This is a genomic window from Francisella salina (assembly GCF_000219045.1).
Classification (GTDB): Bacteria; Pseudomonadota; Gammaproteobacteria; order Francisellales; family Francisellaceae; genus Francisella; species Francisella salimarina.
The window spans coordinates 920,756-934,564 of sequence record NC_015696.1 but is presented as its reverse complement, the minus strand read 5'-3'; the positions used below and the strand labels follow the sequence as shown (position 1 = coordinate 934,564).

Genomic DNA, 13,809 nt, shown 5'->3' with positions numbered 1-13,809 from the left:
CTAAAAACAAAATTAGCTGATTTTTAATTAATATTAGGAGAGTTATGTCTACAGATAAACAAATTGAGTTACAAAAAGAAATGGGGCCCAACTGGTTTGCCTCAGTAATGGGTACTGGCATTATCGCAAATGCTGCTGTCGGACTACCTCTTATTGGGAAGAGTTTAACAGGTTTTGCAACTATTATTTGGCTTATTGCATTTGCTATGCTTATCTTTATGACTATTTTTAAAAGTTACCAAACAATAACTAAACCACAAATTATCAAACGTCAATTCAATGATCCAGTAATGTCGCAATTTTTTGGTGCTCACCCTATGGCTTTTTTGACCATAGCTGGTGGTACATTGCTACTATGACCTAACCTTTTTGGTCAACAGTTAGCTCTAGATATTGCATGGCCACTTTTTTGGATTGGTACTATTAGTGGTATTATTACTGCTGTTGTTATCCCATATCGTTTATTTACATACAATGAGGTACATGCAGATGCTGCATTTGGTGGCTGGCTAATGCCTGTTGTCCCACCAATGGTATCGGCAACTATTGGCTCAATGTTCCTTAAATATATGCAACATGGCGAAGCACAGCAAACATTGCTCTATGGTATGTATGCTTGCTTTGGTCTTAGTCTGATAGCTTCACTTATTATTATAACTCTAATTTGGAATCGCTTAGCTCACTCTGGCACTTCAGGTAGTGCAAGAGTCCCGACATTATGGATTATACTAGGTCCATTAGGTCAATCAATTACAGCTGCAGGATGTTTGGGTACTGCAGCTGTGTTTACAATTAGTGAGCCTATTGCGACAGGTATGAATGTCATGGCTATTCTTTATGGTGTACCAGTTTGGGGATTTGCTATGCTGTGGTTCTTCATAGCTACTTTGCTTACTTTAAGAGCATTACAAAGAAAGATGCCATTTGCATTAACATGGTGGGCATTTACATTCCCGGTTGGTACATGTGTTACAGGTACTACACAACTATCTCTACATACAGGTTTAACCTTCTTTCAGTTTGCAGCAATAAGTTCTTTTGTTGTTCTATTATTTGCATGGACTACAGCGGCTGTAGGCACAATTAGAGGCGTAAAAAACGGTAAATTACTCCACAATCCGACTTCTGTTGTTCATATCAAAGCGAAGAAGAAATAAGAGAATCAAAGTGTATTCTCCTTTATATTATCCATTCTCAAAATTATCCATACTACTAAAATAATCTGAGCTAATGCTGCTGTAACAACCACATGATAATATGTTTGCGTAAAGACATTTAGGAATCTACTTAACCAATGATGACTAATATCATATCTATAATATAAGTCATAAGTTATAGTAAATATAGTTAGGGCAAATGCCGATGAAATCATATTTCCTGAACTTTTGAGTGTATTGACACTATCTAACTTATTTTTATCCGCTACAGTATACATTACTGCATTTGATGATGTCTGATATAAACCCAACACAAATCCATACCCCATAGCGACTGCACAGAATGTAATATAATTATAGTGAATATCAAACAAAATTGAGATTAACATCACTGAAGATACACCTAGCAAACCTAACACCATACATATTCTATAACCATAGAAATAAACTATATGTTTAGCAGTTTTTTTAGAAAAAATAGTACCAATCATCAAACATACGGACATAATAGATATGTATATAGTATTCAAATGGCTAAGATGATATAAGACAACAGGCCAAGCAAAAAACACCCAGTAAGTTGTTAGTCTACACAAAAAATTTGAAACAAAGGCTATCGTAAAATTTTTATTACTAAAGATACTTAAATCAATTATTGGATTTCTAATTTTTTTGTATGTAATCGCATATAAAGATATCGATACAACTACACATATCGCAATATATATCTTAATTGACAAGTCAATCTCTTTTAAGAGAATCTCACTTAGCACAAAAAGTGCTGATATTGAAAAACCTAACAGACAAAGACCAACAAAGTCGATTCTCTGCTTTTGATTATTTAATATTTGTTTGGGGAAATATTTGTATATAGCTACAACTGCAAAGCAGGCAAATGGCACTTGCATCACAAATGCCAAACGCCATGACTCTGGTGATATAGATGCAAAAATACCTCCCATAATCTGTCCTGATATGGCCATTATCAAAGTATAGTTAGATAATGAAGCCGTTCCCTCAAGCATATTCTCCGAAAGCTTTAAGTAAGCAAGCATTGCTACAGGCGCTGAAAATGCTGCAAATAAGCCCTGAATTGCTCTAAATGCAAAAAGCTGAGTATCAGTCATCGCTAATCCAGATAGCAATGAAAATAATCCAAAACCAGATGCTGCAAACATTAATGTATATCTAAAGCCAATCTTCTCAGCCATCCATGAACTAAGAGGCAGAAACATACCCATAACAATCATATAAATACTAATACCCGTCTTTAGAAATTCAGGTGTAGTATGAAGGCTTTCTGCTATCTTAGGTAAGATATTATTCATAACAGTTGTATCAATAAGATCCATACCCATAATAGTTATGATCGCAATTACTACAATATTAAAGCTAGGTTTTTTCATACACTAATTCTCTTTTGTATATAAAATTTATGAGATAGGAACATTATGAGAGTACAAGTTGATTACTTATAATAAGATCGGAGGCCATCCCCTAATATTCCTACATAATACTATATTTTTCAATAACTTAAAATTTTAATTTTTAAAATAGTATGTAAAATAGTATGTAAAATGATTTTTAAAGTCATGATTTTTAGTAATTTTGGTAAAATTTCATGAAATTAATAATAATAGAAATTTATATCAATATCACACAATAATTTAGATTATTTTTGACTAGTAGTTCTTGTAATGTCATTTCTACAAAATCCCGCTCTGACTGTTCCAATACTTTTGCAAATTCTTTGGCTAGTTCTATAGTGATAGGTTTTCTATTATTTTCTATATCGCAAATATATTGCTTAGATATTCCCAATTTGGTTGCTAGCTCTGTTTGAGTGATATTTTTAGATATTCTAATAGTTTTGACAATATCGAATAGATTTAATCTGTTTTGCTCTTTGGTTTCCATATCATATAGTATTAGATGTTTTTATATATGATACTCTATTTAGTGTACTTGTAATAAGATACGCTCACATTTGAGCCTATAAGTTTTGAATCTAACAAATTACATTCCGCCAGTACTTTTCCCCAAAATTGTGGTAAAGTCTTCATTAAATATTATTAATAGACATATCCAACTTTGGATACATTTAGGAATTGCAGCAACCAACGCAAATCTGCACTCGTTATTAATTATTTGATATAGTTTATAGTATCCTGAAAAGTCAGTACCCCCAACGCAAATCTGCGTTTAGTTCTTTTCTTTGAATTCTTTTAAATAGCTTTCTAGCCAATGGTCGCATTTTTGGTGCGGGGTGTAGGGGTCTATCTCCCAAAATAGCCACCATTTTTTAATATATTTGTTTAGTATTCTTGTTCTTTGGTGTTCCTCTAGGTGTTTAAGTCGGTGTTTGATAACTATTTGATATCCATTTGGTATAGGTAAATCTTGTAGCATATCCATATAATGATAAGGTTTTCTTTTGATAATCTTTATCATCTCTTTATAGTGGTTTTGCTCTACTGTGTCAGGGTCTTCACTTGCTGTACTTCTAGGCTCAATTTCTACTAATTGTATTAGCTCTTTTGGTTCATTTTTTTGATTAGATTTTTTACTTTTTTTCACTCTAAATTATCCTCTTAAAATATGTTTTATTAAATATATTTTTCTAAAACCCGCCACGATAGGCACGATTTAAAGCTATATATATCAATGCTTTGAGGTGGTTTTTTGGTCTATCGTGCCTATCGTGTCTACTTTCTAACATAAATATCTCTAATACCATGTAAAAACATCGTAACTCTTGCTATTTTTCCCCGCTATTTTTAATATGTTTTGTTCTTTTAAATAGTCCATTATATAGGGTAGCTCTTTGCTATATCTTTTCCACTTGCTATTACTCTGTTTTAGATTATTGATAGTAAAACCATCTTTAAATTTATCTATGATTTTATCCTTATCTTTTAGTAAATCCATCGCCAATCTGTCTAACTCGCTATAATCATCATCATAGAGATACTTAAAACAAGCCATGAGATAATTTATAAAAGTTACAACTCTATTTGCTACATTTTCTGTTATTTGCTCATTATCGCCATTTTCAGCTAAATGAAATATCAAAGCCAAAGTATGAAAAGTATTATCTAACTTGTTTAAGCACTCTTTAATTAATGGTGTTTTTTCATTAATTCTTTTGAGTTGGTAGCTCTTAAACCAATCGCTAAATACATAATCTGCATTTTCAGAATAATAAAACCTCTTAGGCTCTGCGATTTTCTTTTCACTACCTACATAAGTGATACGCTCTGATATATTATGTAACTTATCAACTAAACTTTTGTATTTTTGCTCAATAAGAGTATCTTTTTTAGATTTAACACGCTCTTTGATAATGTCCTTAACTATAGCTATCATCTGAAACCTTGCGACAATTCCGCCCCCTGTATAACTGTTCAGATACTTTCTGTAGTCTTCAGGTTGTACTCCAGCAATTAGCGATACATTCAATATACTAATTAATTGCGTACCTCTGCCCAAAGTATCAACCTTATATGATTTAGCATTGTATGCGGTCTTATAAAAACCCTCTGCTACTTGGTTTTGTGATTTTGCTATATTGTTTAGCCACTGTATGCCCTCATCTTCTATCTGAAATAGTCCGTTTGGGCTGTAGTTGGCTATTTTTTCAGCTACTTTCTCAGGTGTTATTTTTTCAACCACTATTTCTCTAGAAAATGGCTTAGGTGGTATTCTCTTATTAATTTCTATAATCTGATTTTCTAGGCTCTCTTTTTCTAATCTATCATCAGTCTTTTTGATTTTGTTTAAGATATTGGATTTCTCAGCCTCTCGCACTTGTATAACAGTTTTCCAATCTTTTTTGATTTCTTCATATTTGAGGCGATTTTTTATATCTAAACTTCTTACGGGTTCGGTTGGCTCATATATACACTGTGTCTTACCCGCTCCGCTTTCGCCATATATCAAACCCCATAATATTGGGAATCTATCCGAATCATCAACGTTTAATGCAACCTTATTACCTAAAAGTCCAGCTAATGATACTAATACACTCACTGCTAAAGCTTCTTTTGGCTGTCTTAATACTTTACTTAAATCTTCTACATAATCCTTAATAACTGTAGGTAATATATTAATATCAAGTTGGGGGATTGGCTTGTTGTTATCTTCAATTTTTAAAGGTTTACTTTTAAACATACTATTTTTCATTGTTAAATACTCCGTGTAGATTAAACCAGTCGTTAAAATCGCTATAGCCTTGCTCTACTTGTTCAGGTGTAAGGTCTGGAAGTCTTACTTTGATATTGTCGAATCTATCGGCTATTTTCATTGCGGTTTCTTGTCCTACTCTGCTTTTGTCTTTATCTGCCCATATTTCAAAATATGCTTTTGGATATATCCGCCTCATATATGAGATAACAGGCTCTAAGTTCCCACACGTAAAACAGCAGATGATGGTAGCTCTAATTAGTCTTTTTTGTAAATAGCGTAATATACTTAGACTAGTAGCCAAGCCCTCTGCATAGATAAAATAATCCGTTCCATTATCATTTACATTAAAGCACCCACCTTTATATTTTGCTCCTTTTCTAAACTGTTTGAATCCATCGGGTAGAATGTATTGTAATGATTGCAAATCTCCTTCAAACGGTGCGATAGTTCCAAAGATAGGTACTACTATAGCATTTCCTTTTTGTTTCATACCAAAACATGGTAGGACTTGCTTTTTGACTAAATAAGGGTGCTGTGGGTCAACATCTGCCAACTTGTTATATTCATTAATACACGCATTAGCAATAGCTCTATGCTCTTTATATTCCAAGTATTCTTGCTTTTGCTTTGCCTTGTAATAATGTTTATATTCTTGTTTGGTATACTCTCGATTGTCATTATAGATATGCTTCTCGTTTAAGCTCCAATCTCCGAATACATAAGAATTTAAACTAACTCTATGTAACCAAAGGTTTTTATTATGTTTTACCTTGTTTACATCTTTAAATCTTACAATCTGATTAATACCTATGCTATAATTAAAGTCGTTCGGTAGTTGATACCCCAATTGACTAATAAATTGATTAAATTTAGTAATATTCATGCCGAACATTCCCCCTTAAGATACTCTATTTGAAAAATAGCTTAGTAAGTTGAAAATATCCTTTGAATTATCAAAAGTATTAGCGATTGTTATATCTAGTTCAGCTATGGCTTTCTTGAGCTTGTAAGCTTGGTTATTCCATTCTGTAATGATTGTAAAAGGTATTGAACTATGAGCCTCCGCTAATATTTGAGGGTGTTCTAGTTCTTCTGAATAAAACTCAAGAAGAAATCTTAAATGTGATTTTAAAAACTCAAAATCTAAAAAGAATTTTTTATAGCCATTAATACTTATATCTCGGTAATGTGCCGAATTAGTAGTAATTTCTATAATATCTTTAGAGTGTCCTAGTTCGCCATTCTTATTTTTATTATTAAAAATGCAATGATGAATACTATCTAGCTCAACAAATAATCCTATAGCACCCTCACTGTCTAACTCGGTTAGGACTGTATCAATAGAAAGTTTATAATCTTTATCATTTGGATTAGTTGCTTCAAAATTTTTATCTAAATGAATTGTTTTAATTAGCATGGTTTTTGCTCCTCTGTTTTGTTTTTCGAAATATAATCGGGCAGGTTCGAAACTAGTACAGAGTCTAGCTGTAGGTATTTACCAATAAACTGGCTATTGTATTCCCTACACCTCCCGACTAAACAAAAGAGTTTAGCCATCGCTAATAATGAATTGATGATATATAGATTTATATACCAATAAATAAGCTGTGATAGTGTATATTGATTAGATACAAAATTACAGTTATTACTTATATTTTCATTACTTTTAACACTAATTTTATGAGCTGTGTTATTGCTACTCTGCACTTGGGTTTCGACGCCCGATATTGAGCATTTTAGGTTATTGGATTGTATTTGTAAAGTGGTATTCATTTTCTTAAACCTCTGTGATTTATTTTAATGTAGGCAAAAATGCCCGTATCTTTAGTTAGTGGTGGGTTGGTTATTTTGTGAATTTAACCATCTTGTAGACTGCGTATTTGCCTCTAGGGTTAGTATTTTCTATGTGATAACCCTTTTGCTTTAAGTCATAGACAATAGCCCCCAGCCTCATAGTTCCATACTCTCTATATGCCTCTGCTGGTGTTAGTGTCATACCACTGTTCAGATGTTCAAATACTTTTTGATTTTTGCATTCTTTACTTACTTTCATTTTATTTATTCCCCTTTTTGGTTAGTTGTTAAGTTTTAAAGTGTCAAAATAGTCTGCTAATGTCTGTAAAATTTCCCTCCTCTCTTCTATGTATTGATAAGTGTTGTAGATAGCTTGTATCTGATTACGTTTACGGTGGTCTAAGATTAGCTCTAAAGCCTCTGTTTGCCATTTGTATTCTCTCTGTAGTGAATAAAGCAAAGTAGATACAATATGTCTAAATCCGTGCATTGTTTGGCGTGGTAAAGTCTTACCATCAAAACCTAAATCTTTTTGTATAAGATTTCTTAACCTGTTAGGGTCGATTGGTTTACCTTTCTTACTAGCAAAAATATAATCACTTTTTTTATAAACTTTCATACTCTCAATTAGCTGTATAGCCTGTCTTGATAGTGGTTGTATAAAATCTTGATTAGCTTTCATTTTCTTAGCTGGTATGACTAAAATAGCTTCTTTTGACTTGTAGTAGCTCCATCTAAGAATAGTTAATAATTTTGGTCTAAATGCTAGTAATGGTACTATTTGTAGTGCTGTTTTGATTGCTGTAGTAACATTATCTAAACCATGTATTTTATTGAGCAAAAGGCTAAAATTATCACTATCTAGTATTGGATTTATAAACTTAAAATGTCCATTAGTTTTAGGTGCTAGAATGTGCTTAAAATCATTCAGCATTAGGTTATGCTCACAAAGATTTAGCAAAGTAGCATAGTTGTATATTCCTGATAGTATGGTCTTATACTTCATTTGTTTAGAGTTGGAATTACTACAATTCTTTTGCAAAAATATAGCTATTTCTCTAAGTTTGATAGTATCTATACTTTTATCTTTAAAATATGGGATTATGTCCTTTTCTAAAGCTTTCTCATACCCTGATAATGTAACCTTTCTTAGTTCTAATTTTTTCCTACTAAACCAATCATTGGCGATATTCTCAAATAGCTTGTCTTGGTCAATTGTTCTATTTTTTCTAAAATCTTTTGGATTTATGCCTTGCTCTTTTGCAATATTGAGCTTTAGAGCCTCTTCACGAGCTTTTTTTAGTGTTATGGTAGGGTAGCCACCAAGCCCCATGCTTTGAGCCTTACCCTTAAAATAGTAGCGATACATAAATGATTTTGTATTAGTTGGCTTGATTACTAAATACAGGTTAGTATCTAGCTTTACTTTTTCATCATGTGTAGATTTACCGCTATGGTTAATTTTTGTAATATTCATAACTCCCCCAAAAGCCTAAATATTATCTACGGTAATACTGTTTGTTTGCTCTATAGCATTAATTAGAAAGGTCTTTAAAACATCATGAAAGCACTCTTTTTTAGCTAGTGATTTTCTATAGAGTTCCAACAATTCTTTTTTATCTGCTCTTATCTCAATACTAGAATTAGCAATATGTATAGTTCCTTTTTTATCTTTCTTAGTAGTCATTATTTGCCAGCCTCGTTTCTTTCTTTCACTCTCTTAGCTATCCACTCTCTAACCTCACTTTCTAGCCATGCGGTTGTCTGTCCTGATACTCTTATTTGTTTTGGGAACTTTCCAGCTCTTGCCATTCTAAAAACAGATGGCTTAGACATACCAATACATCTAGCTACTTCCTCAGCTCTTAATAGTCTTGGTAATTCATTATTTAAATTATTCTCCATATTCACAGCTCCTTTTTTTTAATCCTTGTTAATCGTGTTTGTATGCACAATTAAAATCATAGAGATTTATTTTTTTTGTAATGGGCTTTATGATATGAGATAGAATTAAAAATTAAGACACAGAATAAATTGATAAAAATTTACGTATGTAGATTTTAGGCTATAAATCTACGTTGTTTTGATATAACCAAAGTAGATATTCACTTGTTAAAATGGTTATTTTTATTCTTTTGATAAAATCACGAATATAGTTATCGCTATAAGCATAGTATGGGTATATAAACCTACTATACTGGCTTGCTGTCATGGCGTAGTTGAAATGCTGATTAAATAACATCATATCTACTAAAGGTAGTAGCTTTTTGAGCTCTTGCTCATAAGTAGCTGAAAAAGGTTTTTTAATAGTTGCTCTATCTTTGTATAAGTCGCTTTTGTGTACTTCATCTATAAGCTTTTCAAACTCTTTCATTAGTAGATTTTTAGGGGCTGACAAGTTAGCTTTAACAGCTATGAAGTATACCTTATCTAATTCAATAGTTTTCAAATGATTATTTAAGTCGTACTTAGTATCTATGAGATAATCAACTCCTAAACAATCCTCAATATTTTCTAGTAAATCATCTGTAAACTCTATTGGCGTTGCTTTTTTTTGCTTATACTCGTTTATTATGTCAAAGCTTTCATGCAAAACTTCTAACTTATTTAAATAAGAAATTGGTTTTAATAAGTCATCATTACACTCAGCTAGATGATATACAAAATTTTCATGATTATTGATAAACTTATTAATCATATTTATATGAAGATTATTTATTTTGCTAAAAAAATTGGCTTGGGTTATTTTTTTACTACGGTCAAAAAATTTAAACCATCCGAGATATATTAGTTGTCTGACATATATTGCGACTGCCCAATCCTTTGGCGTTTTAAGTGTCTTGTATAGTTCCTGATAATAACCTAAATCAAAGCCTTTTGGCGGTTCTTGCGATTGATATTTTGACTTATTCCCCATGATGATAAACCCCAATCATTTAGTATATTTTTAGTATACCAAGCTAGGATTTATTTGTTTATCAAAAGGTTGTTTTTGTAGTGTCGTTGCCGCAGTAGATTTTTAAAAAATTTAACATTCAAACCTATACCCAATGATTAAATAGTTATTTTACCAGTTGCGTACTGGTGTATTAATGCCTTAATAACAGATTGGTATTTTAAGCCTTGCTCACTTGCTCTAGCTTTGACACTTTCTAGGTCGGAGCTAGTTATCTTTAGGCTTATTTGTTTTTGTTTAGCACTAGCTCTTATTTCATTTTTAAACTCTTCTAACTCATTACTAGCCATAGATACAAAATCATTATCATTTTCTATAAATTCTTTCTCTAAAACCTCTAACTCTTCTAGTGTAAAATCTTTCTTATTTTTCATCTTTAGCACCCCAGTATTTTTTATTCTCTTTTCTATTTCTAAAAGCTGTAACTAGGTATATTACCTTTGGTTTTTCTTGTAGCACTATGCTAGCTACTTCCCATATATACCCATCAATTAATACAAGTAGCTTTATTTGATGTTTATAGTCTTCTTTGGTATTAACTCTAGCATCTATTAAATTGCCACTTTCTATAGCCTCCTGTATCTCATCAAAAGACATACTTCTTTTAGCTATTAACTGCTTATTCTTTTCCGTACTCCATCTAAATATCATTTTAGTATATTTAATATATGTTATATATACATAGTATAGCTAATTCTAATAATATACAAGTACCATCTTTTGATACTGTGATAACCTCAAATATGTATATTATCAAGAGTTATAAAGATATGTTTTTTTGTTAGTTTAGAATAAATAAGCTATCATAAAATCATTATTATTATGCTATAAATAGCTTTGATGATTGTATTTTTAGTCATAGTGTTTTTACTATTGGTAGATGTTACTATTGGAGGGTTTAATATATCCAAGCTAGTTAGAGATGTTTTTTGGTTTTTGATAATATCTTTTGTAATATTTTTGATTTTCTTTTCTAGCTCTAGTAATGATACAGCTACCACCAAAAACATAGATGATACATCTATTACAGCTAAAGAAAATAGCACTAACTACAAGCTTTGATAGCTACTTTTTGTATGTTTTTTTGAGTATTATTTAGTTTATCATCTAATAATTTAGCTACTTTTTGATTTAATTTTTCGCCGTTAGTTTCCCCCAACATCTCCAAAATATCATCATTGCTAATATCCAATAGCTCATCTTTGATAGATGATAATAATATTTTAAAAAACTCATTGCGGGTTGTAGCATTTTTTAAATCTTTTTCTAGCTTTTCAAATCTTGTATCTTTATTAGATTTCATCATCTGTTATATTCTCCGCTTGGATTACTTTATTAACTGTTTTGGTGTAGTTGTCGCATATCTCAAATAGTGCCTCTTTGATTTCTATTGATAGCTTTTCATTAAATATATCTTTGTCAGTTTCTCCGAATATTTCATATTCTGCACGCTCTGGAATATTCAAGAGTTTCTCCCGCATAAGTGCGAATAAATCAGCTAATGAGCTTATTACATCATTTACAGCTACAACTTTCTTTTGTGCTAGCTCTGCTTTGACTTGCTGTTCATCTGCCTGAAACTTAGTAAGTCTAAGCTTTTGCTTTTTAAACTCGATATTTAGCTCTTGCTCACTCTTTCCGCCTGCTCTGTCTTGTAAATATCCTATATAGCGGTTGACATTCTCTTTTAGTGGATATTGGTTTTTACCTGTTTTTTTTAAAATATCTTGGCTTGTTAGTTGTTGTATTCTACGCTCTCCAATCTTTAGATATTCCGATAATACCCCACTAGATACTATTCTGTCTGAATCCTCCATGACCTCCCCTTTTATCTTAACCTATATTAATATTATTTAAATTTATGCTCTTAATGTATATTAATTTTTATAAGCTTATTCTTAACAACCTCTAACCCTATCAAAAAACCTTAATCTATATTAAGAATTTTAACAAATCGATTTTAAGCCCCGTTTTTGCATTTCGCTTGTAACTTTCACATCATTTAAGCTATTTTTAGCTCTATGAGCCTTATTTGCGAAGCGAAACCCCTTTTTAAACCCCTCGCAGAACGTGAATCCCGCGCGTTTCTGACCTGCGGGCACCTCGAGATTTTGGAAGTACCTTTTTGTTATTTCTTAATATAAATATCTCTATCATAATATTTTATTAATTATTTAAGTATTTTTAATTAATTTTATTATTAATATTTTCTTAATAAAGATAACTGAATCATGATTGCTTTTTACTGCTTTATCTCTGCCCTATGGCTAAGAACTTTGTATACTTTTTCTACTTCATTAGGCTGTAGCCGACCACTTCTTAGAACTTCTATACATTGGTTTAGCATTTTGACTATCTGATTATCACACTTATATTTTTTAAACTTAATGCGTTCGCCTCCAAAGCAATCAATAAGCTTGTTAGCTGTCCACTCATTACCTACAAAAGCATAAAACCTTTCAGCTTTAACAGCATATCTAGATATTGGTATCATTATTCTATATCTAGTGTTGCCTTTTTGTTCCATCTTTTCACAAAGTCTATCCGCCTCATCAACTCCAATAGCATTAGATAAAAGCTTGTAATGTAGAGATATCATTTAGAAAGTTATAATTATTTGTCCATATCTCTATTTTGATTAAATTATTTTTTTCTAGTGGGCTTTGTAGGTTATGACATTTTGTAGCTATATATAGTCATTTTTATACTAGATATACAAAAAAGCTAAGGACTTGATAAAAATTAACCGCTAAACCAATAATACAAAGGCTTTTAACATCTTAGATATTTTCTGATTAAATTAATAAAATATAGCTGTATACCTTATAAATACTACTATTTGAGATATATTTATTACCTTGTGTTATTTCATGTGTTACTAGCAATACTCTAAAATGATAAAAATATACTGTAATGATGATTTTGTTGACTGCCCAATTATTGAAAAAATGGGCTGTAGATGATTATTTTATACTAGAATTGTAGCAACTAACCAAGCTTTATAATATTTGAGCTTTCTTTGACTTCATTTATATAATCTGCTAATGCTCTTATCATCTCCACCCTTTCATCAAAATAATTATATGAATTATAAGTGGTTTGTACTTTTGATTGTTTTTTATGGTCTAACACAGTTTCTATAGCTGTATCACTCCATCTATATTTACCTTGTAAACTGTAAAGGATTGTACTAGTTATATGTCTAAAGCCGTGTGTAGTTTGTTTTGGTTTATCTACTCCATTGTATCCTAGCCTATCTTGTATAGCATCTGCCAACGCTCCCGTACTGATAGGTTTACCCTTATATGATGAAAAAACAAACTCTTTATTGCCATTTATTGCCTTTAACTCTTGCAATATCTTAACCGCCTCATTGCATAATGGTTGTGCAAAATCATCTTTAGATTTCATTCTATCGCCTGAAACTAATATATGAGGTGTTTTTTTATGATTATTACTATCTAAATATACCTCACTCCATTTTAATTTGGCTAACATACTTGGTCTAAATCCTATATATGGTAATATCTGCAAAGCTTTTACTGTTTGTATCTGTCCGTTGTAATTATCAATATCATTTAATAATGAGCTTAAATAAGCTCTCTGTGTTATCGGATTTATGAAAGGGTATTTTTTATTAGATACTTTTGTTTTAATAGTCGATAGTTCTCTAATTGGGTTATTATCATGATAGCCACTAGCCACCGCATAAGCATA

At 31.4% G+C, this 13,809-nt stretch carries 18 protein-coding genes and 1 pseudogene; 1 reads left to right on the top strand and 18 read right to left on the bottom strand.

Going from position 1 to position 13,809, the window contains the following annotated elements; genetic code table 11:
- Positions 1-44 precede the first annotated feature (44 nt).
- Positions 45-1,157: pseudogene (locus F7308_RS04520) on the top strand (TDT family transporter).
- 5 nt (positions 1,158-1,162) lie between these two features.
- On the opposite strand, the gene F7308_RS04515 reads toward F7308_RS04520, so the two are convergent.
- The 18 genes from F7308_RS04515 to F7308_RS04425 all read right to left on the bottom strand — a co-directional run bounded on the left by F7308_RS04515 (position 1,163) and on the right by F7308_RS04425 (position 13,797).
- Positions 1,163-2,563 (bottom strand): MFS transporter, encoded by a 1,401-nt coding sequence (locus tag F7308_RS04515; RefSeq protein WP_013922672.1) that lies wholly within the window; start codon positions 2,561-2,563, stop codon positions 1,163-1,165.
- 238 nt (positions 2,564-2,801) lie between these two features.
- Positions 2,802-3,074 carry a helix-turn-helix domain-containing protein gene (locus F7308_RS04510; protein ID WP_013922671.1) on the bottom strand — a complete coding sequence of 91 codons (273 nt, stop codon included), beginning with the start codon at positions 3,072-3,074 and terminating at the stop codon, positions 2,802-2,804.
- Between the two features lie 285 nt (positions 3,075-3,359).
- Positions 3,360-3,734: a hypothetical protein gene (locus F7308_RS04505; RefSeq protein ID WP_013922670.1), complete on the bottom strand. Its 375-nt coding sequence runs from the start codon at positions 3,732-3,734 to the stop codon at positions 3,360-3,362.
- Positions 3,735-3,884: 150 nt separating this feature from the next.
- Entirely contained in the window at positions 3,885-5,327 is a 1,443-nt protein-coding gene (locus F7308_RS04500) for a DUF3987 domain-containing protein (protein ID WP_232215358.1), read from the bottom strand.
- Position 5,328: 1 nt separating this feature from the next.
- Complete coding sequence (locus F7308_RS04495; protein WP_013922667.1) at positions 5,329-6,225, bottom strand: toprim domain-containing protein; 897 nt, start codon at positions 6,223-6,225, stop codon at positions 5,329-5,331.
- A gap of 15 nt (positions 6,226-6,240) precedes the next feature.
- Positions 6,241-6,759, bottom strand: coding sequence for a hypothetical protein (locus tag F7308_RS04490; RefSeq protein ID WP_013922666.1), 519 nt, complete (start codon positions 6,757-6,759; stop codon positions 6,241-6,243).
- 426 nt (positions 6,760-7,185) lie between these two features.
- Positions 7,186-7,395, bottom strand: coding sequence for a helix-turn-helix domain-containing protein (locus F7308_RS04480; RefSeq protein WP_013922665.1), 210 nt, complete (start codon positions 7,393-7,395; stop codon positions 7,186-7,188).
- Between the two features lie 21 nt (positions 7,396-7,416).
- A complete protein-coding gene (locus tag F7308_RS04475) occupies positions 7,417-8,613 on the bottom strand; it encodes a tyrosine-type recombinase/integrase (RefSeq protein WP_013922664.1) in 1,197 nt (398 codons plus the stop codon).
- Between the two features lie 15 nt (positions 8,614-8,628).
- Positions 8,629-8,823 (bottom strand): hypothetical protein, encoded by a 195-nt coding sequence (locus F7308_RS04470; RefSeq protein WP_013922663.1) that lies wholly within the window; start codon positions 8,821-8,823, stop codon positions 8,629-8,631.
- Positions 8,823-9,041, bottom strand: a complete 219-nt coding sequence (locus F7308_RS04465; protein WP_013922662.1) for a helix-turn-helix transcriptional regulator — start codon at positions 9,039-9,041, stop codon at positions 8,823-8,825. The genes F7308_RS04470 and F7308_RS04465 overlap by 1 nt, the downstream gene beginning before the upstream one ends.
- 160 nt (positions 9,042-9,201) lie before the next feature.
- The gene (locus F7308_RS04460; protein ID WP_013922661.1) at positions 9,202-10,053 is read right to left on the bottom strand and encodes a hypothetical protein; all 852 of its coding nucleotides are present in this window, start codon (positions 10,051-10,053) and stop codon (positions 9,202-9,204) included.
- A 137-nt stretch (positions 10,054-10,190) separates the two neighbouring features.
- Entirely contained in the window at positions 10,191-10,466 is a 276-nt protein-coding gene (locus F7308_RS04455; RefSeq protein ID WP_013922660.1) for a CopG family antitoxin, read from the bottom strand.
- Positions 10,456-10,743 (bottom strand): BrnT family toxin, encoded by a 288-nt coding sequence (locus tag F7308_RS04450; RefSeq protein ID WP_041263675.1) that lies wholly within the window; start codon positions 10,741-10,743, stop codon positions 10,456-10,458. The genes F7308_RS04455 and F7308_RS04450 overlap by 11 nt, the downstream gene beginning before the upstream one ends.
- Positions 10,744-10,895: 152 nt before the next feature.
- The gene (locus F7308_RS04445; RefSeq protein WP_013922657.1) at positions 10,896-11,138 is read right to left on the bottom strand and encodes a hypothetical protein; all 243 of its coding nucleotides are present in this window, start codon (positions 11,136-11,138) and stop codon (positions 10,896-10,898) included.
- Positions 11,138-11,398: a hypothetical protein gene (locus F7308_RS04440; RefSeq protein WP_232215357.1), complete on the bottom strand. Its 261-nt coding sequence runs from the start codon at positions 11,396-11,398 to the stop codon at positions 11,138-11,140. The genes F7308_RS04445 and F7308_RS04440 overlap by 1 nt, the downstream gene beginning before the upstream one ends.
- Positions 11,385-11,909 carry a hypothetical protein gene (locus F7308_RS04435; protein WP_013922655.1) on the bottom strand — a complete coding sequence of 175 codons (525 nt, stop codon included), beginning with the start codon at positions 11,907-11,909 and terminating at the stop codon, positions 11,385-11,387. Before F7308_RS04435 ends, F7308_RS04440 begins: the two co-directional genes overlap by 14 nt.
- Before the next feature lie 425 nt (positions 11,910-12,334).
- Positions 12,335-12,691, bottom strand: a complete 357-nt coding sequence (locus tag F7308_RS04430) for a hypothetical protein (RefSeq protein WP_013922654.1) — start codon at positions 12,689-12,691, stop codon at positions 12,335-12,337.
- 389 nt (positions 12,692-13,080) lie between these two features.
- Positions 13,081-13,797, bottom strand: a complete 717-nt coding sequence (locus tag F7308_RS04425) for a tyrosine-type recombinase/integrase (protein ID WP_013922653.1) — start codon at positions 13,795-13,797, stop codon at positions 13,081-13,083.
- Positions 13,798-13,809: the final 12 nt, after the last annotated feature.

Coding starts and splice junctions, on each gene's coding strand:
- F7308_RS04435 (WP_013922655.1), bottom strand. CDS start 11,909: ATGGAGGATTCAGACAGAATAGTATCTAGTGGGGTATTATCGGAATAT.
- F7308_RS04470 (WP_013922663.1), bottom strand. CDS start 8,823: ATGACTACTAAGAAAGATAAAAAAGGAACTATACATATTGCTAATTCT.
- F7308_RS04475 (WP_013922664.1), bottom strand. CDS start 8,613: ATGAATATTACAAAAATTAACCATAGCGGTAAATCTACACATGATGAA.
- F7308_RS04450 (WP_041263675.1), bottom strand. CDS start 10,743: ATGATATTTAGATGGAGTACGGAAAAGAATAAGCAGTTAATAGCTAAA.
- F7308_RS04465 (WP_013922662.1), bottom strand. CDS start 9,041: ATGGAGAATAATTTAAATAATGAATTACCAAGACTATTAAGAGCTGAG.
- F7308_RS04515 (WP_013922672.1), bottom strand. CDS start 2,563: ATGAAAAAACCTAGCTTTAATATTGTAGTAATTGCGATCATAACTATT.
- F7308_RS04455 (WP_013922660.1), bottom strand. CDS start 10,466: ATGAAAAATAAGAAAGATTTTACACTAGAAGAGTTAGAGGTTTTAGAG.
- F7308_RS04440 (WP_232215357.1), bottom strand. CDS start 11,398: ATGATGAAATCTAATAAAGATACAAGATTTGAAAAGCTAGAAAAAGAT.
- F7308_RS04490 (WP_013922666.1), bottom strand. CDS start 6,759: ATGCTAATTAAAACAATTCATTTAGATAAAAATTTTGAAGCAACTAAT.
- F7308_RS04510 (WP_013922671.1), bottom strand. CDS start 3,074: ATGGAAACCAAAGAGCAAAACAGATTAAATCTATTCGATATTGTCAAA.
- F7308_RS04495 (WP_013922667.1), bottom strand. CDS start 6,225: ATGAATATTACTAAATTTAATCAATTTATTAGTCAATTGGGGTATCAA.
- F7308_RS04500 (WP_232215358.1), bottom strand. CDS start 5,327: ATGTTTAAAAGTAAACCTTTAAAAATTGAAGATAACAACAAGCCAATC.
- F7308_RS04460 (WP_013922661.1), bottom strand. CDS start 10,053: ATGGGGAATAAGTCAAAATATCAATCGCAAGAACCGCCAAAAGGCTTT.
- F7308_RS04480 (WP_013922665.1), bottom strand. CDS start 7,395: ATGAAAGTAAGTAAAGAATGCAAAAATCAAAAAGTATTTGAACATCTG.
- F7308_RS04430 (WP_013922654.1), bottom strand. CDS start 12,691: ATGATATCTCTACATTACAAGCTTTTATCTAATGCTATTGGAGTTGAT.